The sequence below is a fragment of the Paenibacillus algicola genome (assembly GCF_005577435.1).
Lineage (GTDB): Bacteria > Bacillota > Bacilli > Paenibacillales > Paenibacillaceae > Paenibacillus_AQ > Paenibacillus_AQ algicola.
The window spans coordinates 3,808,857-3,832,890 of record NZ_CP040396.1 but is presented as its reverse complement, the minus strand read 5'-3'; the positions used below and the strand labels follow the sequence as shown (position 1 = coordinate 3,832,890).

At 52.7% G+C, this 24,034-nt stretch carries 13 protein-coding genes and 1 pseudogene; 10 read left to right on the top strand and 4 right to left on the bottom strand.

What is annotated here, in order from left to right; translation table 11 throughout:
• Positions 1 to 223: 223 nt before the first annotated feature.
• The 3 genes and pseudogenes from E6C60_RS21415 to E6C60_RS17910 all read left to right on the top strand — a co-directional run.
• Positions 224 to 568: pseudogene (locus tag E6C60_RS21415) on the top strand (IS5 family transposase); the annotation flags it as partial.
• Positions 544 to 837, top strand: coding sequence for a transposase (locus E6C60_RS21630; RefSeq protein WP_407669171.1), 294 nt, complete (start codon positions 544 to 546; stop codon positions 835 to 837). The pseudogene E6C60_RS21415 and the gene E6C60_RS21630, both read left to right, overlap by 25 nt.
• A 163-nt stretch (positions 838 to 1,000) precedes the next feature.
• Entirely contained in the window at positions 1,001 to 1,624 is a 624-nt protein-coding gene (locus E6C60_RS17910) for a hypothetical protein (protein ID WP_138227070.1), read from the top strand.
• Positions 1,625 to 1,646: 22 nt separating this feature from the next.
• Here the strand turns inward: E6C60_RS17910 and E6C60_RS17905 are convergent, their stop codons facing one another.
• Positions 1,647 to 4,178, bottom strand: coding sequence for a winged helix-turn-helix domain-containing protein (locus E6C60_RS17905; RefSeq protein WP_233281053.1), 2,532 nt, complete (start codon positions 4,176 to 4,178; stop codon positions 1,647 to 1,649).
• Positions 4,179 to 4,470: 292 nt separating this feature from the next.
• Here E6C60_RS17905 and E6C60_RS17900 point away from each other — a divergent pair, with 292 nt between their 5' ends.
• Positions 4,471 to 7,998, top strand: a complete 3,528-nt coding sequence (locus E6C60_RS17900) for an RCC1 domain-containing protein (RefSeq protein WP_233281262.1) — start codon at positions 4,471 to 4,473, stop codon at positions 7,996 to 7,998.
• Positions 7,999 to 8,108: 110 nt separating this feature from the next.
• Here the strand turns inward: E6C60_RS17900 and E6C60_RS17895 are convergent, their stop codons facing one another.
• Positions 8,109 to 8,951, bottom strand: a complete 843-nt coding sequence (locus tag E6C60_RS17895) for a LysR family transcriptional regulator (RefSeq protein ID WP_138227067.1) — start codon at positions 8,949 to 8,951, stop codon at positions 8,109 to 8,111.
• Positions 8,952 to 9,102: 151 nt separating this feature from the next.
• On the opposite strand from E6C60_RS17895, the gene E6C60_RS21195 reads away from it, so the two are divergent.
• The 3 genes from E6C60_RS21195 to E6C60_RS17885 are packed head-to-tail and all read left to right on the top strand — an operon-like array spanning position 9,103 to position 10,246.
• Positions 9,103 to 9,243, top strand: a complete 141-nt coding sequence (locus E6C60_RS21195) for a hypothetical protein (protein ID WP_217496347.1) — start codon at positions 9,103 to 9,105, stop codon at positions 9,241 to 9,243.
• A 28-nt stretch (positions 9,244 to 9,271) separates the two neighbouring features.
• A complete protein-coding gene (locus tag E6C60_RS17890; protein ID WP_138227066.1) occupies positions 9,272 to 9,934 on the top strand; it encodes a type 1 glutamine amidotransferase domain-containing protein in 663 nt (220 codons plus the stop codon).
• Positions 9,935 to 9,946: 12 nt separating this feature from the next.
• On the top strand, positions 9,947 to 10,246 hold the full coding sequence (locus tag E6C60_RS17885) for a putative quinol monooxygenase (protein ID WP_138227065.1): 300 nt from the start codon (positions 9,947 to 9,949) through the stop codon (positions 10,244 to 10,246).
• A gap of 9 nt (positions 10,247 to 10,255) precedes the next feature.
• Here E6C60_RS17885 and E6C60_RS17880 read toward each other — a convergent pair whose 3' ends face one another.
• Positions 10,256 to 10,927 carry a hypothetical protein gene (locus tag E6C60_RS17880; RefSeq protein WP_138227064.1) on the bottom strand — a complete coding sequence of 224 codons (672 nt, stop codon included), beginning with the start codon at positions 10,925 to 10,927 and terminating at the stop codon, positions 10,256 to 10,258.
• 35 nt (positions 10,928 to 10,962) lie between these two features.
• On the opposite strand from E6C60_RS17880, the gene E6C60_RS17875 reads away from it, so the two are divergent.
• Entirely contained in the window at positions 10,963 to 11,526 is a 564-nt protein-coding gene (locus tag E6C60_RS17875; RefSeq protein WP_138227063.1) for an NUDIX hydrolase, read from the top strand.
• 16 nt (positions 11,527 to 11,542) lie between these two features.
• Here the strand turns inward: E6C60_RS17875 and E6C60_RS17870 are convergent, their stop codons facing one another.
• Entirely contained in the window at positions 11,543 to 11,866 is a 324-nt protein-coding gene (locus tag E6C60_RS17870; protein WP_138227062.1) for a YnfA family protein, read from the bottom strand.
• Positions 11,867 to 12,698: 832 nt separating this feature from the next.
• Between E6C60_RS17870 and E6C60_RS17865 the strand changes: the two genes are divergently transcribed.
• Together E6C60_RS17865 and E6C60_RS17860 are read left to right on the top strand one after the other, a co-directional pair.
• Positions 12,699 to 18,005 (top strand): S-layer homology domain-containing protein, encoded by a 5,307-nt coding sequence (locus E6C60_RS17865; protein ID WP_138227061.1) that lies wholly within the window; start codon positions 12,699 to 12,701, stop codon positions 18,003 to 18,005.
• A gap of 481 nt (positions 18,006 to 18,486) precedes the next feature.
• Positions 18,487 to 24,030 carry a non-ribosomal peptide synthetase gene (locus E6C60_RS17860; RefSeq protein ID WP_233281052.1) on the top strand — a complete coding sequence of 1,848 codons (5,544 nt, stop codon included), beginning with the start codon at positions 18,487 to 18,489 and terminating at the stop codon, positions 24,028 to 24,030.
• The last annotated feature ends 4 nt before the right edge of the window (positions 24,031 to 24,034 follow it).

Genomic DNA, 24,034 nt, shown 5'->3' with positions numbered 1-24,034 from the left:
TAATTTTATGTTATCTTTTTTAAGTGTTCCATATGCCTTGCAATCTTTATGGAATATATTCACCCTTTCCGTATGGATTATTGAGCTAGGGGTGCAAAATCCTGGGTGGTGGAGTAGAGAACATCTCCTTACGATATTGCCTAGGGCGTGTCTTCAAACCACTCGGGTTGACTTAATCTGGTAAAATAAAAGTATGAGACAACGATAAGAGTTACGTGACGACCAGTGGGATAAGATGAAAGGCTTGCTGCCTGCGGAGCGGAAAGCTCAGGGCGGCCGGCCGGCCAAAGACAACCGAACTATGATCAATGCGATGCTGTGGATTGCTCGAAGCGGAGCGCCATGGCGGGATGTACCGAAATATTACGGACCATGGAAGTCGGTCTACACTCGATTTCGACGCTGGGAGAAAGCAGGTGTATTCCATCAAGTTTTAGAGTGCCTCGCATCGGAACCCGATTTGGAAAGCTTAATGATGGATGCCTCGATCGTCCATGTAGATCAGCATGGTGCTGGCGCAAAAGGGGACCAGACAAGCAAGCAATCGGGAGATCCCGAGGAGGCATAACTACGAAAATTCATGCGGTCGTTGATGCGTTAGGATGCCCGCTGAGCATCGTTCTTTCTCCTGGCAACACACATGATGGTGTGATTGGATATGAGATGCTTCAGAATCTGGATTTAACCAATAAGCAAGTCATTGCAGATCGAGGGTATGACACTAATCAAATTCTCGATCTACTGAAGGAACAGCAAGCTACATCGGTTATTCAACCTAAGAAGAACCGTGTAAAGCAACGAAAATGTGACTGGTGGTTGTCAAAGAACGCCACTTAGTCGAATGCTTTTTCAATAAACTGAAGAAATATCGACGTTAGGCTACTCGCTATGAGAAGCTGGCCTGTACCTTTGCGGCCTTTTTATCCTTGGCATCTAGCTTAGTTTGGCTTGCCTAGGTTTGAAGACACGCCCTAGAATGATAAAAAAAGGAGACCTATCAATGATAAGGAAAGTAAGTTGGAAATCTCTTGTCGTAATATCGTTTATGGTACTCGTTATGATTATTTTGGCGGTTATTATTAGCGTTAAAACGAAGGAAATTAAAGGGTACCAGCATTATATTTCGTCCCATCTTATCACTAATATTTCTGAATTGGTTACTCGAGTTTCCAATTCGGATCTATCATTGAACGAAGCAATTACAAATAGAAGCTTAAGTGTATATGAAGCAAATTTTCTTAGTTCTAACCTTTTAGAAATCAGTCATGAGGTTAACGCTTTAAACAAACTAGCGCAAGATATAAAAAATGAAGATCCAAATTACTTAATAAGTTCGGCGGCGGTAGAGCATCATATGTTTATTAATAAACAGATCATCCATCAACCCATATATGAGTTAAATTTATTGCAAAACGATGCGATTTTGGAATTAAAGGATAAGGATATTGAGGAACTCAAACTGATACAGAAGGATATATCCTCGTGGAAAGAAGTAATATATAAGGCTTTGGGAATAAGCGCAGCACCGTTACCAGAACAATATATACAGGAACATTCAAGGGATTTTATAACAAAGAAAGATTGGTTTAATCTCTATACCGAATTACAAAACTACACGAGTTAGCTCGAGCCCGGTTAAAGCCCCATTAATTATCTCCATCCCAAATTCCCAACGCTTGTGCTTTAACGAGTGCCTGAGTACGGGTGGACACCTCCAGCTTGTCATACAGCCGTGAGAGATATACGCGGATGGTGCCCTGGGAAAGAGACAAATTTGCTGCGATCTCCTTATTGGATGCCCCTTGCCGGATCTGGTTCAGCAGATCAAGCTCAGTTCGGCTTAAGGCTTCGGGGAGGGAAGGTGTCAATTCCGCGGCAGCAGCGAGTTCGACTTCATGGGGTTGCGGAAACTGTTTGCCCAGCATGCGGACATAGTCGAGCAGCTTCCCTTCTGCTTCAGCGTCATGCCGAACTTCCGAGCGCTCAGCGTACTGTTTCAGCAAATGCTGCATTTCCGGCCCCTCATCCAGAAAACTTCGGATATATCCATGTTGACTTCCTAAAGTCAAGGCCTCAGAAAGAAAAGTCATTCCCCGCGCAACCTGACCTCTCTGCGTTTCTAGCAGCGCCTGCAAAATAGAGATTTCCACGAGACTCGCAATTTGCTGTTCCCGTGCGGCTTGAAGTTTTAACAGCTCCAGCAGCCGAAGACCTTCAGGCTCTTTGCGCTGTCTACCCAAGAGGCGGACAAGGGTCAAGATTTGAAACTCTCGGCTATAAATGGGTTTATCCTTGGGCCGGATGCCTAAGGCTGCGACTTCTTTTCTGGCTTGCGTTATGTTTCGCTCCTGTAGTAATAGTCTGGCCCGAAATGCACGGAGCTCCAGCACCCATGTATGTTCATTTCTAGACAGCACAGATTGCTGGGTCTCGTCAATAATATAATGGGCCAGTGTGTACTGCCCCTCCGCTGCTGCCAGGCGAGCCTCGGTGATCCGAAGAGGGATCAGCAGCCCCAGGGTATCCACACTGCTCCTGGACTTCGCAATTTCTCCAGCCAGACGCCGGCTGTCTTCCAGCCGGTTCCACTCATAATATCCCTCGCATAGCGACTGCTTGACATAGAGATGTATCAGTGATTCTTTCCACCCGTGGGCAGCAAGTACGTCGGTAAACATGAGCCCGATTTTCTCGGTATCGCGTGATAAGACACCGTTCAAGCCCATTGAGGTGCGCCTTACCATCGGCTCGCGAAGATTGTAGTCAAAGTGAAGATATATCGGATTGTCCGGGATAATGTTATCCAGAATACCTTGACTGAACACAAACCATTTCCCGAAATCTCCGTTTCGAAACACCAGATTGGAGCGTACGAACAGCATGCTGCTTTCCAATTGGTTCCGCCGTTCCGAAGATGACATATTGGCACAGATCTGTTCCAGCTTCGTCAAAATCTCTTCGGCCTGTTTCATGTCTCCCGTTAGCACTAGCACAAAGGCATGAAACAAGGACAACTCGTGCGAAAGTGTGTGATGGGAAGATATATGATACAGCCACTTGCGGAGTGTCGTCAGTTCCCCGCGGCGCAGGACATGCTGAAGATGAGATGACAGATACAATTCAGCAAGATCATAATTCTCCGCCTGTATGGCGTGCTCCAGCGCTTCATCCATCCAGCCATTCTCCGCGAAATGCTGTCCTGCCAGCACATGAAGCTGCCTGTAGACTGAAGGATGTTCGAGCAACAGCCGATGCTGCAAAAACTCGGCGAACAGATGATGATATCGGAACCATCGGTCCTGCTCATCCAGCGGAACCAGAAATAAATTCAGCTTTTGCAGCTGATTCAGCATGAGCTGGCCGTTACTCAGGTTTGTCACGGCATTGCATGAAGCTGTATCCAAACGGGAGAGAACGGATGTTTTTAACAAGAAGTCCTGTGTTTCCTTTGAAAGCTTGGACATCACTTCGCTGACAAGATACTCTCCCAAATGGCGGTGATCTCCACCGATGACGTGCATAAACAGCTCATCCGGGCTTGAACTTTGTAGGGACAAGGAGGCGAGCTGAAGTGCGGTCACCCAACCTTCAGTCTGTTTCGTTAGGTCCCGAATCTGCTGATCTGTAATAAACATAGAGCTATGTCCGTATAAGGAATGGAGGTACTCTCGGGTTTCTTCTTCGTTAAATTGGAGCTGGTCCATGGAAATATCGGCAGCCTGCTTCTGGACTCTCCAACGGATGGTAGAGAACGGCAACTCGGTTCGGGAAGAGAGAAGGATGTGAATGTGCTGCGGCAGATAGTCAATCAAATAACTCAGATTATCATGAATTGTTGGATGATCTATGACGTGAAGATCATCCAGGATAATATAGCTTTCGCTGGGAAGCTCGGACAGCTCATAGAGCAGTGTATCCAGAAACATGCCTGATGAAGCTCCGGGCAGCATATCTGCAAGGGTCAGAAAGCGGCTCTTCAGATCTGTGGGCAGAGAGGTGTACAGGGAGCCCACGACGTAACGCCAGAAACGGACGGGATCATTATCTCTGTCATCCAGCGTCAGCCAGGCATGTACTTTCCGTTCATGCGCGGCGGCAGTTCTCCATTGAGCCAGCAGAGTAGACTTGCCGTATCCGGCTGGCGCAATGATCGAGGTGACCTTCCCCTGGCTTCCCAATGTAATTTGTTCTATTAACTGCTGCCTGTGTATTACATTATCTTTTAAAACAGGCGGTGAGATTTTTGCCTGTATCATCGGTATCTTAATAGGCATTGACTTCGTTCCTCGCCGTTTGTGACGTTATAGGTCGAACTATTTTGATTATAGGGGAAAAAAGATAAAAAGTTAACATTTGTCAATGTTTCTCCCTGAATTCCTTTGCTACCATGGGGTCTAAACCGAGAAGGAAGGCTTTAAAATGAAGCGGGAGGGATCAAGGTTGAGGAGGTTAGGCAGGATTTTGCTGAGTGTGTGTCTGCTGCTGGGACCGCTGAGCGGCTGGACAGGCGAAGAGACGGTTTATGGAAATCCGGGGAGTTCTCCGGTAGATCCTAAGCTGGCTGCAGGTTTTTATCATGCGGTTTCGCTGGTTAGCAGCGGTGATGTTTATACCTGGGGACAGAATACGAATGGTCAGTTAGGGAATGGAACTACGGTTCCCCGGAGTATTCCGGTTAAAACAACAAATATAGGCGATGTCATTGAGATTGCCACGGGGGCCCGAAGCTCCATGGCGCTGAAAAGAGACGGTACAGTATGGAGCTGGGGAGCGAACGAACAAGGAGAGCTTGGTATTGGCTCCGAAGAGAATGTGAGTGTTCCGGTTCAGGTGCAGGGTCTGCCAACCATACAGGCCATTGCTGGAGGTGTCGGATACCACAAGCTGGCACTGGATGAAGAAGGTGAAGTATGGGGCTGGGGCAGAAATGAGGGGGGGCAGGTCGGAGATGGCACTTTTATCAAAAGAACCTCACCCGTGAAGGTTCAGGGATTAAAGGATGTTATTCAGATTGCTGCTGGGGAATATAACAGTCTTGCGTTAAAAAGCGATGGTACCGTCTGGGCCTGGGGTCATAACGACTATGGCGAAATCGGAGACGGTACGAAAACCAGCAGATCGATTCCAGTACAGGTAAGTGGTTTGAGCGATGTGTTGGCCGTCTCGGCAGGCACTTTTTTCAGCATTGCACTTAAGAAAGATGGTACCGTCTGGGCTTGGGGGCGCAACCTCTATGCCACGCTGGGCGACGGAAGCAGAAGTGACCGTTCCTTGCCTGTACAGGTCCAAAATCTTCAGAATATTACAAAAATAAGTGCGGGAGCACACCACAGTCTGGCCCTTGATGCCGCTGGGTACGTATGGGGCTGGGGGGATAACAACAGCGGTCAGCTGGGGCAGGGACACGTACTTTTGACCAATGTACCTCTTCAAGCTGCAAGTATGGATCGTGTCATTGATATTGCAGCGGGCGGTTATTTCAGTTTGGCGCTGAAGGACAGCGGCATAGTATGGGCATGGGGATATGGAAGGAACGGAGAGATGGGAGATAATACGTCGAACAGCCGGACGCTGCCCGCTGTCACTAGGGCGGTTCTAGACACGACGGCACCGGTGCCAGACACAGGCCTGATACATGCTTTGGAAACAGAGGCTGGAACCGTAGTACTGGATTGGAACGCAGCCAGCGACAACCTGATCTCCTCAGACCGGCTGGAGTATCTGCCATACGTCTCAACCAGTGCGGTGATCGACACCGTGGCGCGCATTGAACAGTATGGAACTCCGCTTGGCTTTTATACGCCGGCATTGCTGCAGCAGACGGTATCCAATCTGGAGCCGGGCAAAACCTATTACTTTAACGTCATTGTAAGGGATAAGGCGGGATATAAGGCGGCATACACGGTAAAGCCGTTGGCCATGGCTAAACCCAAACGATTTACGGTGACATATGACGGAAATGGAAGCACGGCAGGAAGTGAGCCGACAGATCCAGCCATCTATGCAGAAGATGATGTTGTGAAGGTACCTGGCAACATCGGAGGGTTGTCACGAGACGGATATGAATTCATAGGATGGAGCACGGCAGCAGACGGCAGCGGGAATACCTATGCCCCGGGAGATTTCCTTCGGATCGCTGATCATCATGTTACGCTTTATGCGCACTGGAGGATTGCTTCGGTAGACCTGCCTGATCCAGGTCCAGCGCTAGATGTATATCTTCAGCAGGTGGGACTCAAATCTGATGCAGGTCCGGTGTTGTTGTCACCAGGCTTCACCAGAACGGTTTATAATTATGAGGCAGCGATTAAGCATGACAGTGGTAATATTTCAGTTACTGCAGATGTATATGGCAGTAAAGCCCGGGTTACAGTCAGTGTATACGGTCAGGCGGGAGATCTCATTTCCGGTCCGCAGGTACTCAGCTCCGGACTCGAAAGTCGTGCTCTTCCACTGCCAAGCGGTAACAGCAGGATTGAACTGGAGGTTTCAGCGGCGGCAGGGGTGCAACAGATCTACACCGTTACGTTAGTCAGGGATCATAAATCCGGTGAGGAAGATCCAGAAGACAATGAGGGTGGTTCTCCAGGTCAGGGTGAAGGTCCTCCGGCTGAGCCTCCTGTAGCACCGATAACGGGAGGTTCAGGACAGTCGGGTTCAGGCGAACCGACTGCTCCGGTCCATGGTCATTCTTCGTCCAGCGCCGAGCGCCTTGAAATAACGGCATTGGTGAATAATCGTGCGTTATCAGGTGTGGTTAAGGCAACCGTGAAACAGGAAAAGGATGACCTTATCGCAGATGTAATCCTGAAGGGTGGCTTACTGTCATCATCTTTGGCACAGAGCAAGAATGAGGTTGAGGTATTCATTACGGTTCCTGCAGATGTGAAGCAGATCAAGCTGGACGTTGATAGGGTGGCAATGGAGCTTCTGCGAAGCCGTCAGGGGTTGATTAAGCTTCAAACCTCAGTCGGTCTGCTGACATTCCCTGTACGAGGAATCCCGGAGCCGGCAGTGAGTCAAGCCCAAGGAGGAGCGGCAGTATCGGTCCAATTGTCGATGGCGGAACGGGAAGCTCAAGAGAGCATTTCCAGAGCGGCCTTCGCGCAGGGATACCGGTTGCTCGGCGTGCCGGTAGAACTGAAAATATCGGTTCCTTCTGGTGATAGCTTGAAGTCTGTAGCGAGCTTTAGCCGGATGGTAGAATTGAGAATTCCAAGATCAGAAGCAGAAGAAGAGCGTGGAAGTGAGGTCACAACAGCTGCTGTATGGCAGGCGGGAAATCCGCTGCGGCATGTTCCTGCAAGCATGAAGCTGCAGGATGGTAAAGCTCTCCCTGAGGTAGTGCTGAGCACATTGGCACCCGGTACATTTGTACTGCTTCAGGAGATCTCTTCTCCCGTCTTCGAGGATCTTCGCGGACACTGGTCTGAGCCTGCGGTAAAGAGCCTGGCATCCAAAATGATTGTTCAGGGTCATGGAGGTCCGAATTCAGTAAGTTATGCACCAAATGCACCGATTACACGTGCAGAGCTGCTCGCCATAATGGTTCGAGCCCTTGGTCTGCAGGCTGATACTTACCGTGATAAAGGACCCAAGGCTTCTCCATTTACAGATGTAAAGGTCAGTGACTGGTTTTATGACACTGTGGGTGCTGCCTATGAGTATGGTATCGTTCAGGGATATGGGGATGGGGCCTTGAGACCATCAAGCCCTGTTACTCGCCAGGAAGCGATGGTCCTGATGATGAGGCTGTCTGAAACAGCAGGGGGAAGGCTTACGCTCACTCTGGACGAAGCGGTGTTGTCGGGGTATACAGACAAGAGCACACTTTCTTCGTGGGCAGAGCGGGCCGCAGCATTATTCATTCAACATGGCGTGATTCAAGGCTCAAGCCAGGAGCTTCGTCCGACAGGTGTCTTGACCCGGGCGGAGGCTGCTGTCATGACAGAGAGACTGCTGGTCAAGACCGGACTTATAAAGTCGGGTTCCTTTTGATAGGGCGCGTACCAGAGGAGTTACTGCTGCACATATAAATATGGGGCTGTCTTATTAGAGATCATGGATCTTTGTGAGGCGGCCTTGTGCTGCTGACGGAGTGAATCCCACTATCGAATCATAGCCAAGACCTTTCTTCCTACCTTTTCATCTCGGGCCATAATGGACACCTTGCGTTTTACATCAAAATTCTCAATCGGAATCGCCCGTAAATCAGCAGAAAGTCGTTCAGCAAAAATATCTGGCAGGATCGAGATGCCAATACGGGCTTCAATAAAGCCAAGAATGCTATGTCCGAATTCAATTTCGGAGGAGATGTTCAGCGTGGCTCCGAGATTTTCAAATTCTTTTTCAATGAGTCGCCGGGCGTCGCAGGTTTCAAGGAGCATCAGAAATTCTTCATCTTTGATATCTTCGAAATAAACGTTTTCCCGTATCCCATAAATAGGGTGGTCCTTATGGACGTAAAGTCGGAAGCCTTCAGCAAAAAGGAAGGTCGAGAAGAACGGATGATCGATTCCCGTGTTATCAAACAGTGCGACATCAATCTTGCCCTCCTTCAAAAAGCTTAGCAATTCCACATAGCTGTGGGAGATTCTGAGGCTGTAGTCTGAGCGGTTCGTAAAGGCGAGTTTTTTCGGCAAGTAGGAGGTGGCTACACTGGGCCAGGCCCCGATGGCGATACCTTTTAATCCCTGCTCCATCGCAATGGCTTTTTTGACCTCGTTCCATTCATTGCGGATCGTCTTTGCCGCAGGCAAAAGCTGTTCGCCGGCCTTTGTTAAAGTCACCCCGGTTGTAGATCGGACAAACAATTCAGCCCCGACATCCCCCTCTAAAGTTCTGATTTGCTTGCTAAGGGCAGGCTGTGTCAGGTTCAACTGCTCGCTGGCTTTTGTCAAGCTGGCTGTTTCGACGGTGGCCAAAAAAGCGTCAATCCATTCGATCCTCATCGTGTTCTCTCCATAACGTATGGTTATGACCACCTAACTTAGTGGAAGTACCATCTTTTTTATTGTGATGATAACGTAATGCTGTACCAAAAACAAATGGAAGCTTCCCTGATGAAACCGCAATATGCTACCTGAGACTGAAAAGCTGTTCGTGGCTAAGGAAAAGATTACGGTGGGGTTCGCTTCAAGTTTGGCCGAGGTGGTTATAACATGGAGTACCGGGAACGGGCTGGATGTCGGTGACGCTGCAGGAATAGAAGGTTCTCTGGAAGGAAAATATATATCGGTATGAAATATGACCTACATTGGAGGAATACAACATGACTAAGCATATATTAATGGTGGTTACGACAGCAGACGAGATGAAAGAAGGACATAAAACAGGCTTGTGGTTATCTGAATTTGGCGAAGCCTATGTGGAGTTTAAAAAGCAAGGATACGATGTCACTGTCGCAAGTCCTAAAGGCGGAAAAGCACCTGTCGATGACCGCAGTCTCGCAGACGGCGTCGCGCCAGAAATTCTTGAAACGGCCAAGCTTCTAGAGGATACCCTAAAGCTCGAGGAAGTGGGAGATATTTCGAAATTCGATGGGATTTTTATGCCTGGCGGTCATGGAACGATGTTCGATCTTCCTGACAATACCACCCTGCATGCCATGATCCGTGAGCTATACGAGGCAGACAAAGTCGTGGCGGCTGTATGTCATGGCCCGGCAGGATTGGTGGGCGTAACCCTATCCAATGGAAAACCCCTCGTCGACGGAAAAACGATAGCTGCATTCACAGACGAGGAAGAGCGTGAGACCACATTGGACCGTTACATGCCGTTCCTGCTGGAAACCCGTCTTCGCGAGCTGGGTGCCAACGTCATCGTGAAGGACAATTGGGCGGATCATGTGGTCGTGGATGGGCGGCTCGTAACCGGGCAGAACCCACAATCCACGGAATCTGCTGCGCGTGAAGTTGTCAAGCTGTTGGGATAGGAGGAACAAACGGTGGAGCCTATTGTCATTACTGCCGTATTGAAGGCAAAAGCAGGGCATGAAAAAGAGCTGGAGCAGGCCTTGCTAGCTGTACTACAGCCTTCCCGTGAAGAAGAGGGCTGCATCCAGTATGATCTGCATCAGTCTACGGATGATCCAAGTGTATTTGTATTCTACGAAAGATGGGCGAATGAAGCAGCGTTGAACGCTCACATTCATTCGGACCATTATGGGCACTATCGCCAACACGCAGAAGAGCTAGTGGAAACCAGAGAAGTGTATCGACTGCGTTTAGCAACAGGCCATCATTAATTCAGCTCGCTAGAGCATATAAGAACACCTCTTCAACAAGATCGTGAGTGCTTTGAGGCACTCGCTTTCTGGATGAAGGGGTGTTTTTTTGGTGCGGCCGCGGCCCGCCTCCGCACCAAACGAATGCGAAAAAGCGAACTCGATGCAGCCGCAGCCCGCCTCCGCGCCAAACGAGTGCGAAAAAGCGAACTCGATGCGGTCGCAGCCTGCCCCCGCGCCAAACGAGTGCGAAAAAGCGAACTCGATGCAACCGCAGCCCGCCCCCGCGCCAAACGAGTGCGAAAAAGCGAACTCGATGCAGCCGCAGCCTGCCCCCGCGCCAAACGAGTGCGAAAAAGCGAACTCGATGCGGTCGCAGCCTGCCCCCGCGCCAAACGAGTGCGAAAAAGCGAACTCGATGCGGTCGCAGCCCGCCTCCGCACCAAACGAGTGCGAAAAAGCGAACTCGATGCGGCCGCAGCCCGCCTCCGCGCCAAATGAGTGCGAAAAAGCGAACTCGATGCGGCCGCAGCCCGCCTCCGCGCCAAACGAGTGCGAAAAAGCGAACTCGATGCGGCGTAATATTTTTGCTCCATAAAGCGATGGTTTAGAAAAAAGAAAGAGAAGGAGAACGCTTCGCCCCTGTCGAAACGTAATACCAGCCCAAGAGGCAGTGAGCGCACTCAAACAGATAGCAATCATCGAAAAGCCGACAAGCCAGTAGAAGGGATCATCATATGGAACGGATCACAAGAATAACGGATTTAGATATCCTTGGCACAGCACCAAAAATACTAGACAACGTCTCCCGCCTTGCATCCAGAGGTGTACTGCTGAATCACGAACAGAAGGTAGCTATGATGTATATGTCACAAGTGGATCGCTATAAATTACCGGGCGGGGGAGTGAATGCGGAAGAGGACATAGAAGATGCATTTATTCGGGAAATTCAAGAGGAGACAGGATATGACGCGGAAGTCATCCAGGCGTTAGGATGTATTGAAGAGCACAAGGGTAAAAATGACTTTATGCAACGGTCTTACGGTTTTATTGCTAAAGTAGTGGAGCACTCGTCAGCGATCCCGGCTGCGTTAACGGAAAGTGAACAGGAGCTGGGGATGGGGGTTCAATGGATGACCGTGGACGAGGCGGTAACCGCAATGAACAAATCTCTTCTCCACTGCGATGACTATTCAACAAGATTCATGATTGTGCGGGACATTACAATACTTGAGCAGGCGAAAGAGCATATTGTACTTGCCGGTCCACAGTCATCAAGCTCCCCCATCGCACCGTGCTGACTGACCCCGTGCGCCCTTATGAGCGAGGGGCCAGGAGCATCACCGAGACACCGATGATACAGATGCCTGCCCCGACCCAGTCATAGAGGTCGGGTGTTTTTTTGTCAACCCCCCATCCCCAAAGTACGGAGAGAACGATGAACACTCCCCCATATGCGGCATAAACTCGTCCGAAAGAGGGGAATTGCTGTAGAGTGGCAATGACACCGTACAGCGCTAGAGCAACGCCTCCGACACCACCCCAATACCAAGGCTTACCTTCTCTTAGCCACAGCCAAATGAGGTACCCCCCGCCGATTTCGGCAATACCGGCGAGAATGAATAGCAGTATAGTCACCATGATGTGCAGTCCACCTTTAAGTTAGAGTAGGAATAGCGTCATTATACCGTATTTCGGAGGCACTTCCTGCTGCTGATTAGGCAGACTCCGGTTAGGCGGAGGAATATGGGATCAGGAGGGACAGATGCTCTGCCCCGCTTCTTTGATCAAGAGAACACTAGATCGACTTGTCCATTGATCTGTATGGAATTGCCTTGAACTTGTTGTTTTCCTTCACATTGAAATGTCTTTGGAAGAACGTGGCGGTCAGTGGCTAAAACGAGTTCGGATTATCGCGTTCGTTTGGCGCGTGGGAGGCCAGCGGCTAAAACGAGTTCGGATTATCGCGTTCGTTTGGCGCGCAGGCGGTCAGCGGCTGAATCGAGTTCGAATTTTCGCATTCGTTTGGCGCGTAGGAGGTCAGCGGCTAAAACGAGTTCGGATTATCGCATTCGTTTGGCGCGCAGGCGGTCAGCGGCTAAAACGAGTTCGGATTATCGCGTTCGTTTGGCGCGTGGGAGGCCAGCGGCTAAAACGAGTTCGAATTTTCGCATTCGTTTGGCGCGTGGGAGGCCAGCAGCTAAAACGAGTTCGGATTATCGCGTTCGTTTGGCGCGTAGGCGGTCAATGGCTAAAACGAGTTCGGATTATCGCGTTCGATTGGCGCGTGGGAGGTCGGCGGCTAAAACGAGTTCGGATTATCGCATTCGTTTGGCTAATACGCGCATGAACCGACTGCCCCTTGAAAAACACTACCGCACATGAGGTAAACACAAGATTCCGGCGGCGCTCTTGGATATGATCAGATCATAATTGTAAGCGCTAACAAAATGAGCGAAAAGGGGTTGTGTCTATGAATGTTGTTCTCCTGAAAAAAAGTGCTGCCTTGATGCTGTGCATCGCCTTATTGGCATCGCTGCTTCCACCGCCGGGCTTGGCTTCGGCGGCCGCGTATTATAGCGATCATGAGCGTTTTGATGATTTTCAGAATCTGGATTCAAGCATCGCGATCGGCAACCATACGGCGAACCCGCCTACGACGGGACAGCCTATTAACTCCAGCAACAATACGGCGAGAACGCTGAACAACTGGAGATCCAATGCCAGCGCCGGCATCTGGAGCATGGCCTCCGATGATGGCAGTAATGTTGCAATGTACTTCAATGGAAACGGTACATCAACGGCATGGCTTATTGAGTATTCTGCGAGTGATGTGCTTCTCTCGGCGGATGTAAAGCTGCACCCAAGCACACCGGATATTATGCCGAACAGCCCTTCTTACTTCGGCTTAGGAACCCGGGTGACAGATAATAACAGCATGTATGCGCTAGCCATCCGAAAAATGTCAGCATCCCAGTATAGCCTGGTGTTGTTGAAGCGAGTCGGCGGCACGAGTACGGAGTTGTCGCAGTCTGCCCCAATTCCTGGTTTTGTGGCCGGTCAATACTACCGGATGACCTTTCAGGTTACCGGAACACCGGGGAACACGGTGTTGACCGGCTCGATCGAGGGGGGCCCAACCGTCACAGCGCTGGTTACAGATTCAACGGGTGTTCCAACAGGATCCAGCGTAGGCTTTTTTGGAAATGCAAATATGCAAATGTACGCAGATCATGTTCATGTTCTAAAGACGTTTCCAGGTATGCCAACCGGAGTGACCGTGATATCGGATGTCGACAACCAGGTGAGCCTGAAGTGGTCTGGCGCTGTTGGTGCTGAGCAGTATCATGTCAAGCGGGGAGAAGCACCGGGCGGTCCATTTACAACCATAGCTACAGTAGCTTCCGGCAGCTATCAGGACCGGACAGCGCTGAATGGCAATACCTATTATTACGCTGTCAGCTCTGTGGCAAAGGCTATGGATGGAACGAATGTGGACAGCAGTCTATCAACAGCTGTACAAGCTTCGCCGCAGGCATCTACAGAAGCCCCGCCAGCACCGGGTCCGCTGTACGCTTCAATTCGGGATACCGAGGTGGGGATATCCTGGAATGAGGTTCCAGGTGCGGTGGGCTATAGCGTCAAGCGCAGCTCGACGCCCGGCGGACCTTATACGGTGCTGGATGCTGTGTATGGAGTCGTCACCAGTTACCTGGATCAGGGCTTGACCGTACAGCAGGATTATTATTACACAGTTACTGCGTTTAACCAGGGCGGTGAAAGTACACCTTCGCTGGAATACCATGCAGTTACGGCTTATCCGCCAGAGGCTCCGCAAGGCCTGACGGCTATACCGGGTCACTCCGGAATCAAGCTGCAGTGGCAGCCAGTCCTGGATGCCGCCCACTATACAGTCAAGCGGGCAAGCTCTGCCGGCGGCTCCTATACCGTTATTGAGCCAAACTGGACAGCCACGGAATATGTGGACGGGGGACTTCAGAACGGGCAAACCTATTTTTATACTGTGCAGGCGGTCAGTGACAATAAAAGCAGCAGTCTGGACTCCAATGAAGCTTCAGCCATGCCGCAAAAGCGCTACACCTTTACAGAAACCCAGGTTACCGCGAGTCATTACGACAAGGTTTATAACGGAGACTTGAACTGGGGCAACAAAGCAGCCAATACGCTTGATGACAATCCCAATACCCGATGGGGCGCGAACGGAGCTGGGGCATGGATTCAATATGATCTGGGGAGCGTTGCGACGGTTGGGGATGTGGGGATTGCTTTTTATAAAGGAGATGAGAGATCCTACTTCTTCGACATTCAGAGCTCCATGGATGGTGTATCCTGGGATACGATCTATAGCGGGGAGAGCCGCGGAACGCAGCTGGATATGGAGAACTTTGACGTTCCAGATACAGATGCCCGATACATTCGCCTTGTAGGTCAGGGGAACAGCTCCACCGAGTATAACGGCTATACGGTTGTCCATATGTACTCCCCGAGTGACAGCGGGGTGGAACACGATCCAATCTTGCCGGCACTGCCGCCGCCGACTGTGAGCAGAGAAGTGCGTCCGACCAAGGCAGGGCTGTACAATGTGGACGGAACACCGCATCCGCTGCCTGCTCCTAATGCCTTTACCGGTCGGAAGATCGATGTGACGGCGGCTCCTTATGGGGCCAAGGGCGATGGCATAACGGACGACCGCCCAGCGATACAGCGTGCTATTGATGACGCACAGCCGGGTGACGAGGTGTTTTTGCCGAACGGAACGTATAAGCTGCTGAGTGCCTATGCCTCTGATACACAAATTGTGCTGAAGACGGGGGTGAACCTTACCGGAGAAAGCCGGGAGGGCGCGATTCTATTGTCTGATTTCGATAACCGTCTCGGTCCGGATTTGACGAATACCGGCTTATCCAATGCCAGCAGCCGGGTCTTGTCCGCGATGAACCAGAACAGCATTGTGATCTCCAGCCTGACGATCACGTCCACATGGGATCAGAAATATCCAACAGACCCGGCCATTAACCATCCGCTGCGAGGGGGCTACAAGCATGGGATCTACATTGATAAATCGTCCAGCGGCAGCTCAGCTAAGGCGCCTTATAATATTGTTGTAGACAACGTCCTCATCGAGAAATTTGAAAAAACCGGGGTACGTATGGCCAAGGGACAGCACCTGGTCGTCCGCAATTCCCTTTTCCGTAATGCAACGGATATCGGCGGCGGCGGTGCAGGCTACGGAATATCGCTTCAAGGGGAGTTCAAGCTGGACCGCTTCGGTGAGGAGGAGGACTCTCAGTATAACCTGATCGAGAACAACGTATTTGACGGCACCAACGCGATGCGTCACGGCATCATTGTGCAGGCATACACCCACAATAACCTGGTTCAGAACAATACCTTGATTAACAACACCTATGACGCCATTGATTTGCACGGTGAGGATGAGTATCTGAACGAGGTGAAGGATAACACCATTATCGGGACCCGCCGCGGTGCGGGCATTGCGCTGGGCAATACTGGCGGCGGTTATCCGAGCAACCATAGCGAAGCCGGTCCATACAACTACATCCACAGCAATCTGCTCAAAAATAATGCAGAAGGCATTACGGTCGTGCTGGGATCGCCGGATACGATCATTGAGAACAATGTCATTGAAATCGATCCTTCGGCATTCGTCAGAGGACCGTATCAGCAGTCCGTGATCGGGCTGCGGCTGCTGAACGCGCCGCGAACCATCGCTTCCGGCAACACCATTTCGAATTTTGAAGCAGGAGATATTCCGATCCTGCTGGACTACGATAATGGTGATTCTAATGCCGCCCAGGTGGGCAGCGGTGATCCGCGCGATATTCAATTGATCGGCAACCGCATTGAGAAGAGTGCCGGTGGCATTGAAATTCGCAGGGGCCAAGGGCATGTGGTATCCCCGGATGGGCTGAAGCTGTCTAATACCTCCGGCAATCCGGTATACCGTGCTGTGCACTATGCTACCGGCGATGCCTGGTCTGCACAAGGTGAGCCGTATGCCGCGATGTTTACCTTTGACCTGGCGGAGGTGACAGCACTTGATGAAGCCTCCCTGCAGTTTAGCGGCAGGCTGACAGATCTCAACCCTGGGAGCGAGGAAATAACGCTTCAGGTGTTTGGAATGAATGCAGCAACGAGCGGACATCCATCAGCTGCAGCAGCAGGAGAAGGTGTGTATCTCGGAGCATTCACAATGAAGGGCTTCAAGGATCGAACGTACAACCTGCCCTACAACGTGGATTCCTATTCGATTTCTACCGAAGCGTTAAAGCAGTATCTGAGCAGCAGAGACGGCGGCGAGGCTGTACTCCTGGTTGCAGATACAAAAGGCCAGGGGGTTCCTATGGAGCTATATGCCTCAGATCATCCACATCTTCAGCTTCGGCCGCTGCTCAAGACAGGCGCAGCTGCACCTGAAGGTCCTGCGGCTCCGGGTGAAGGCGGGGCAGACCCGGGACCTTCAGAGCCGCCGGCATCAGGTGAATTCGAAGGGGGAGCTCCGGCTCCTGTAACTCCGGCTCCTCCGCAGGGGAATCCGGTTCTCGTTCCGCCAGGCAACAGCATGATCCTGCCGGCGAAGACCGCCTTGCTGAACGGACTGAGCATTGCGCAGGCGCAGGCGGACAGCAAGGCGGTAGAGGAAGCGGTTCAGCGTGCCGTCAATCGGCGGATTGCCTTTAAGGTGGATGCTGACGCGAAGACAAGCGGCATTCAGGTGTCTGTCGATGCAACTGCCCTGCGTCTGGCTGTGGAAGGCGGAAAGGCCAAAGAACTGGCTGTAGAAGGCAAGGACGGCAGCTACCTCCTGCCGCTGACTGCAGCTTTGCTGCAGCAGCTCCCGTCCTCAGGGAAGCTGGCGGTGCTCATCTCGAAGGATTCTGCCACAGGGGATCTTGCAAAGGCTGAAGGCTGGAAGGTCACGGCTGCGGTGAACTTTAAGGTGTATATTGTGCAGCAGGACGGAGCTTCCGTTGAGATGACCTCGTTCCCGCACTATGTTTCCCGCACGATCGTAACGGATCAGCAGCTGGAGGATCGGAAAACGGCGGTCGTTCGAGCCGAACGGAATCCCAATGGAAAGCTGAGCTACACACCGGTTCCTTATCAGGTTCAGGAGCGCGGAATTATATTGTTCAGCAGAAGCAACAGTACGTATTTGATCCTGGAGAACGACGTAACCTTTACCGATATCAAGCGTCATTGGGCGCAGGAAGAGATCGAGGGTATGGCTGCCAGACGGATTGTACTGGGTGTGACTGAACAGGAATTCCGTCCGGATCAGCCGGTCACCCGAGCGGAATTCGCCGCTCTGCTGACCCGAACACTGGGCTTGTCCTCAGCGTCATCAGACCCCGGGATTGCGTTCCGTGATGTCAGCACAAAGCACTGGTATCATGATGCGGTGAAGGCTGCGGCAGCTAATGGACTAGTTAACGGATACCGGGATGGTACGTTTCAGCCGAACCAGAGCATTACCCGGCAGGAAATGGCCGTGATGATCCACCGGGCGATGGACTTTGCCGGGTATGACTCGATCCGTGATTCCAGCACTGCAATGATCTTTAGCGATCGCGCTGACATTGAAAGCTGGGCGACAGAGTCGGTTTCACTTCTGGCTTACATGGACATGATTAACGGCGTGGGTGGCAATCAGTTCGCTCCAAAGGGGACAGCTACCAGAGCGCAAAGCTCCGCGATCCTGCACCGGATGCTGAGTGCATTGACATTTACCCGGTAAGCTGCAAGATTTGAAATTCTGCAATCTAGTAACCATGCCTGCTATAAAAAGCGGTAAATGCTTGAGTTGACGGTAATCCGCTCCCTTGAGGGGGCGGATTATTGTTTGTGTTTTTTTTATATAGTTAGGTTTATTTCAAGGGTCTTCGCGCTATGAATTCACTTGTCAGGTTTACCAAAAAACACTTTACTGAGCGTTTACAATGAAAAAATATATTACATGTTTTGTAATATTGGCTAATAAGTAGTTGAAATAAGGGAAAATGTGTATTATCATTCAGAAAAGAAGCTTATTTTTCCATATTTACATGACAGGTCATTTATTTGTACATAATGTATGATTTAATTCAAATTCCCAATGACACCACTGCCTGCTGCTGAGCGATGAATAATCAGGTATGTTCAAGAGAGTGAACCCTTCATGAGAGGGATTACGCTGAGAAGAGAGCAGGATGCTTTTTCTTTTCTCAGGCGGGAGGAGAATGAATATGCTTCATACGATGAAAGAGATGAACACGTTAACAGACCTGTTGTCCTGGCGCGCGGTCCATCAGGGAAGCCGGGAGGCTTACCGCATGATGACCGAGCATGGTGAGGATACGGTAATGACGTACAGCGAGCTGGATGCCCGCGCCCGTGCACTGGCAGGCTGGTTTGCTCTTCACGGTGCCGAAGGTCAGCGTGCACTTCTGCTGTATCCGCCGGGACTGGATTATATTGCTGCTTTTTTTGGCTGTATGTATGCAGGCGTTGTCGCTGTACCTGCGTATCCGCCGCGTCTGAATGCCCACCTCCTTCGTGTAACCTCGATTATTGATGATTGTGATGCCAGCTTTGCGCTGACCGACACCCCTACCTTATCCCGTCTTCAAACCAAGCTGCCAGAACATCCTGTCCTTCAGCGCCTGACATGGTCGGTGACAGAGGACTGGGCAGGTGAGAACAGAGCATTATTTCCTCAGCTCGTATTAAAGAATAAGCCGCAGCTTGCTTTTCTCCAGTACACGTCCGGCTCTACTGCAGCACCGAAGGGTGTTATGCTGAGCCACCTCAACATTTTGCACAACCTTCAACTGATTCAAGAAGCCTTCCAGTTAAATGAAGACGACCGAAGTGTGATCTGGCTTCCACCCTATCATGATATGGGCCTGATTGGCGGCATTTTGCAGCCGCTGTATACCGGCTTTCCGGTAACCCTGATGACACCTGCTCACTTTATCCAGCGTCCCTTGCACTGGCTGCAGGCTATATCTGACCGTCAAGCTACGGTTAGCGGGGGCTCCAACTTTGCCTTTGAGCATTGCCTCAAAAAGATTGCTCCACAAGCCCGGGAGCAGCTTGATTTAAGCCGCTGGGTCTGTGCCTTCACAGGGTCAGAGCCGATTCAGGAGGAAACGCTGCGGCGTTTTGCAGATGGATTTCAAATGAGCGGCTTTGCCTATTCCTCCTTCTACCCGTGCTACGGCCTGGCAGAGTCCACACTGTTCGTGTCCGGAGCAGCGCGCGGCAAAGGGCCGGTGAAGAAGCATGTGGAACGCAATGCGCTCGAAGAAGGCGTCATAGAGACGGCAACGCCCTTATCTGCCGGTCAGCGCAGCTTGATCAGCTCCGGAACGGTCTTAAGTAAAGATCCGTCTGTAGTCATTGTCCACCCAGAGTCTGCGGCCAGACAAGCCCCGGGAAAGATCGGTGAGATCTGGGTATCCGGGCAGAGCGTGGCCCAGGGATATTGGAGGCGGGAGGAGCAGACGGCAGCAACCTTTAATGCGTACCTTTCAGACACGGGGGAAGGCCCGTTCCTTCGTACAGGCGATCTGGGCTTTGTAGATGCCGGAGAGCTCTACATTACAGGCCGTATGAAGGATCTGATTATTATAAGGGGCCGCAATTATTACCCTCAGGATATTGAATATGCTATAGCTGACAGTCATCCGGCGGTAAGCTCTGGCAATGCAGCTGCGTTCCCGGTAGAGATAGAGGGAGAAGAAAGGCTGGTTGTCGTATGCGAGCTGGAGCGGGCTCAGCGCAGAAGTGACCCCGATGAGGTATTTATGGCGATCCGGCAAGCGGTCTCGACCGGCTTCGAGCTGCAGGTCTATGATATCGTGCTGGTCAAGCCGGCATCCATCCATAAAACCTCCAGCGGTAAAATTCAGCGCAGCCTGTGCAAGCAAGCTTATCTGAATCAGAGCCTGGATATTGCGGCGGCTTATCTAAAGCCTCAAGCTGCGGCCGGACCCGATACGAATGCCAGCTGGGACCAAGCTGAGGAGGCTGGGCTACACTGGAGCAGTAATGGAGAAGAGGACGAGGTCACGGGGTTTTTAGTGGAGCAGATCACCCAATTGCTCAAAGGGATGGCTCCTCCGCTGGAGCTTCCGCTTCCGGCGCTCGGGCTGGACTCCATCCATGTTCTGGAGCTCAAAGCTCGCATTGAAGACGCATTTCAGCTGGAGCTGGAGCTGGACCGACTGCTGGAAGGGCCGACAGTGAAGAAGCTGGCGGCGTTGATCCGGCAGCAGGCGGCTGGCGGAAGGCCATCGCTGGAGAAGCGCACTGAAGAAGGTGGGCATCTTACAGAGTTTCCGCTATCTGCGGGACAGCGCGCCTTATGGTTTCTGCAAAAGCTGCAACCCGGCAGCCGCATGTATTTCATTACCCGAACCTTTCGCCTGCCAGGGCAGTTTGAGGAGGAAGCTTTCTTCCAAGCGATGAAGGTGATGCAGCAGCGCCATTCTCTTCTCCGGGCTGTCATTGTGGAAAGTAACGGCGATCCGTTGCTGAAAATAAGGGAGCAGATAGAGCTTCCACTGTCACGGCACGATACCCGCGGCTGGAGTGAGAAGCAGCGTCTGGAGTGGGTCACGGGTCAAGCCGCGAAGCCATTCCTTCTGGACCAGGAGCCTTTATTTCGTATAGGGCTGCTCCTTGGCGAGCCGGGAGAAACCCTGTTAACCTTCACCTTTCATCACCTGATCAGCGATTTCTGGTCGTTTGCGATGATTGCAAAAGAGCTGGGACAGCTGTACGCCGCTATGAGCACTGGTGCACCAGTCGCATTAGGAGAAGCCGGGAACTCTTACGGCAGCTACTGGCTGCGGCAGCAGCAGTTGCTGCAAGATAAAGGCGAGCTGCTGAATGCGTACTGGCATGATCGTCTGGCGGGACTGGAGCCGATGCTGCTGGAGCATTCGCCGCCAGAAGCATCGGAGCCGGCGAAGAACGGCAAGGGAGAGAAAATCTTTTTTGCGCTTCCGGCTGAGTTAACGACCAGGCTGCGGCAGCTGGCGAAGGATAACGGAGTGACGCTCTATACCTGCCTGCTCGCGGCCATGTTCACGATGCTTCACCGGGGATTATCCCAGGAGGAGGCAGCGATTGGCAGTCCCACCTCGGGACGGCTGCAGCATCAGGATCGCGAAACGGTTGGTTATTTTGTCAATCCGGTCGTGCTCCGAAATTCATTTGTACCACAGGAGTCATTCCGAAGCCTCCTGCTTCGGGTGCATGAGACCGTTACAGGGGCGCTGAAGCATCAGGAGTATCCGTTCTCGCACATTGTCGAGCGGCTGCACACCCGGCGGACCCAGGGAAATCCGCTGTTCAATGTGATGTTTACGCTGCATGCTCCGGTGCTGGGACAGGAGGAGCTGGCTGCCGCTGCCGTAGGAATTCCAGGAGCGAGGCTTACGCTTGGCGGGCTGGAGCTGGAGCTGATGGATGTGGCACCCAGTCATCCGCAGTTCGATTTGTCGATCGTGATGGGACAGGCAGGGGAAGAGCTGCTGGGTTGTATGGAGTACGACACCGCCCGCTTGCGGCGGGAGACGGCCCATTCTTTCTCGGCGCTGCTTCTGAAGGTAGTGGAGAGCGCTGTGCAGGACCCGGAGCAGGCAGTGTCCCGTCTGGAGCTGCTCAGTGAGGAAGAGCGCCGCCGGCAGCTGGAGGAGTGGAACCCTGCGAGCGGCAAGGGCGAGCCTGAGGAGGTGCTGCTCCGCATAGAGCAGCAGGCTGCAGCAACACCGGGGCAGACTGCCGTAAGGTCCGAGGGTGGCAGCCTGAGCTATGGAGAGCTGAACGGACAGGCCAACCGCCTTGCCCGGAGGCTCATCGCGCAGGGGGTCCGGCGCGGAGACCGGATCGGGGTATGCCTGGACCGCAGTCGCGAGCTGGTGGTCAGCCTGCTCGCCGTGCTGAAGGCCGGCGGCGTGTATGTGCCGCTCGATCCGGCATTGCCGCAGGAGCGGCTGGCGTACATGCTGGAGCAGGCGGGCGTGAGCGTGCTGCTGACGAAGCAGGCGTTGATTGAAGTGGCAGGGAAGGCGGCACAGGCGGTTGGCGGGATCGGCAGCGAGACGCCTAGCCAAACGCCTAGCGAGCAGGGCGCAGCCTCTCCCATTATGCTGCTAAGTGTGGATGGGCTGGAGGAAGAGCTGCAGTCGCAGGACAGCGGGAACCTGGGGCTTCCGGTGGAGCCGGAGCAGCTGATGTATATCATCTTTACCTCAGGCTCAACCGGCCGGCCCAAGGGAGCGAGTGTGTACCGAAGCGGGTTCGCCCGGCTGATGCAGTGGTACACACAGGAGTTTCAGATGAACGCAGCCGATCACGTGCTGCTGATCACCTCGCCAAGCTTTGACCTGACGCAAAAAAATCTGTTCGCTCCGCTGATGACCGGCGGGGAGCTGGTGCTGCTGCCGTCCGGGCTGTACGATCCGCGCGAGGTGAATGAGCTTCTCGAGCGCCACCGCATCACGCTGCTAAATGGAACGCCAAGCGCCTTCTACCCGCTGCTGGACGAAGCGGCGGAGAGCGGCTACGCTCAGCTGCGCAGCCTGCGGCATGTATTTCTGGGCGGCGAGCCGATCGCCCCGGACCGACTGCTCCCGTGGAGCGAGTCCGGAGCCTGCCAGGCAGAGATCGTAAATACCTACGGACCGACCGAATGCACAGATGTCACGGTGTACACCCGGCTGCCGGATCTGCGTTCCTTGGAGCCGGGGGCCGTGCCAATCGGCCGTCCAACTCCGGGTACGCAGCTGTACATCCTGAACGAAGGACTGGGGCTGGTGCCCATCGGGGTACCGGGTGAGCTATGCATCGCCGGGGGACAGGTCGGCGGCGGGTATGTAGGAGACGAGCTGAAGACCGCCGAGAAATTTGTAGACCATCCGTACGGCGAAGGGCACTCTTCTAAGCTGTACCGGACCGGCGATCTGGCGAAGTACAGGCCGGACGGGACGGTGGTCTATCTGGGACGCATGGACCACCAGGTGAAGATTAGAGGATACCGGATTGAGCTGGGCGAGATTGAAGCCGCATTGCGGGAGTGCAGCGGGGTCAAGGAAGCAGTGGTCGTAGCCCGAGCCGATGAAGCTGGGGAGAACCGGCTGATTGTGTACGTAGTGCCGGGAGGTGCAAATCCTGCGGATGCGCAGACGGGAGGTATCGCCGAAGCGGCTGCAGAATGGGCCGCAGAAGCGACCGCAGAGCCGGCTGCAGAAGCGACCACAGAAACGGCTGCAGCCCAACCCGCTGCAGCTTCCGCTGACAGACCTCCAGCGGAGCTGCAGCGGACCTGGCGGACCGCATTGCAGCAACGGCTGCCAGAGTACATGGTGCCGGGAGCATTCCTCCTGCTGGATGAAATGCCGCTGTCTCCAAACGGCAAGGTAGACCGCCGGGGACTGCCGGACCCGGGAGTCTGGAAGGCACCGGGAGCAGACTATGTCGCTCCACGAACCCCGCTGGAGCAGGGCATGGCTGAAGTGTGGGCCGAGGTGCTGGGGGTGGACCGGGTCGGGGTTCATGATCACTTTTTTGAATTAGGAGGTCATTCGCTTCTGGCGGTCCAGGTCATATCCAAGATCCGTTCGCGACTGAACGTCAAGCTGGAGGTTCAGCATATGTTTGAAGCACCGACTCTGGCTGAGCTGGCCGGGAAGCTGGAATCCATGCCGGCTCCACCCGCCGTCCGGCCGAAGATGACCAAGCTGTCCAGAAGTCAGCATCGCATCCATGAATAGACCC

What these genes read in the sequence shown, in the direction of transcription:
- E6C60_RS17910 (WP_138227070.1), top strand. Translation starts at nt 1,001, where the DNA reads ATGATAAGGAAAGTAAGTTGGAAATCTCTTGTCGTAATATCGTTTATG.
- E6C60_RS17895 (WP_138227067.1), bottom strand. Translation starts at nt 8,951, where the DNA reads ATGAGGATCGAATGGATTGACGCTTTTTTGGCCACCGTCGAAACAGCC.
- E6C60_RS17890 (WP_138227066.1), top strand. Translation starts at nt 9,272, where the DNA reads ATGACTAAGCATATATTAATGGTGGTTACGACAGCAGACGAGATGAAA.
- E6C60_RS17880 (WP_138227064.1), bottom strand. Translation starts at nt 10,927, where the DNA reads ATGATTGCTATCTGTTTGAGTGCGCTCACTGCCTCTTGGGCTGGTATT.
- E6C60_RS17875 (WP_138227063.1), top strand. Translation starts at nt 10,963, where the DNA reads ATGGAACGGATCACAAGAATAACGGATTTAGATATCCTTGGCACAGCA.
- E6C60_RS17870 (WP_138227062.1), bottom strand. Translation starts at nt 11,866, where the DNA reads ATGGTGACTATACTGCTATTCATTCTCGCCGGTATTGCCGAAATCGGC.
- E6C60_RS17865 (WP_138227061.1), top strand. Translation starts at nt 12,699, where the DNA reads ATGAATGTTGTTCTCCTGAAAAAAAGTGCTGCCTTGATGCTGTGCATC.
- E6C60_RS17860 (WP_233281052.1), top strand. Translation starts at nt 18,487, where the DNA reads ATGAATATGCTTCATACGATGAAAGAGATGAACACGTTAACAGACCTG.